Source organism: Ochrobactrum sp. SFR4, from assembly GCF_019730395.1.
Taxonomy (GTDB): Bacteria; Pseudomonadota; Alphaproteobacteria; order Rhizobiales; family Rhizobiaceae; genus Pseudochrobactrum.
The window spans coordinates 1-249 of record NZ_JAAPBB010001104.1; the positions used below are offsets into that span (position 1 = coordinate 1).

The 249-nt window shown below is 50.6% G+C and carries 1 protein-coding gene; it reads right to left on the reverse strand.

What is annotated here, in order from left to right; translation table 11 throughout:
* Positions 1-51 precede the first annotated feature (51 nt).
* Positions 52-249: COG4315 family predicted lipoprotein (locus tag HBA93_RS22460; protein ID WP_502910183.1), on the reverse strand; the 198-nt coding region annotated here is incomplete at its 5' end.

Consider the following 249-nt stretch of genomic DNA (forward strand, 5'->3'; position numbering starts at 1 on the left):
GTGTGAAGATCGCACAGCAAATATGCTGCCTGTGCGCTCTTCAGCGTCAAATCATTTGATGATGTGCCAGTTACCGCCGACACCATCACCTTCCGTGTCACCGGTCTTTTTATCTTTAATATAGGTGTAAACCGGCTTGCCGTTATAAGCCCACATATCCTTGCCATCGGTGGCTTTTACCTTCGACCACGGGGCTGCCGCTTTCACCTTGGCAGAGGCATGATAAGCCGGCCAAATTTTCAGGCAAGC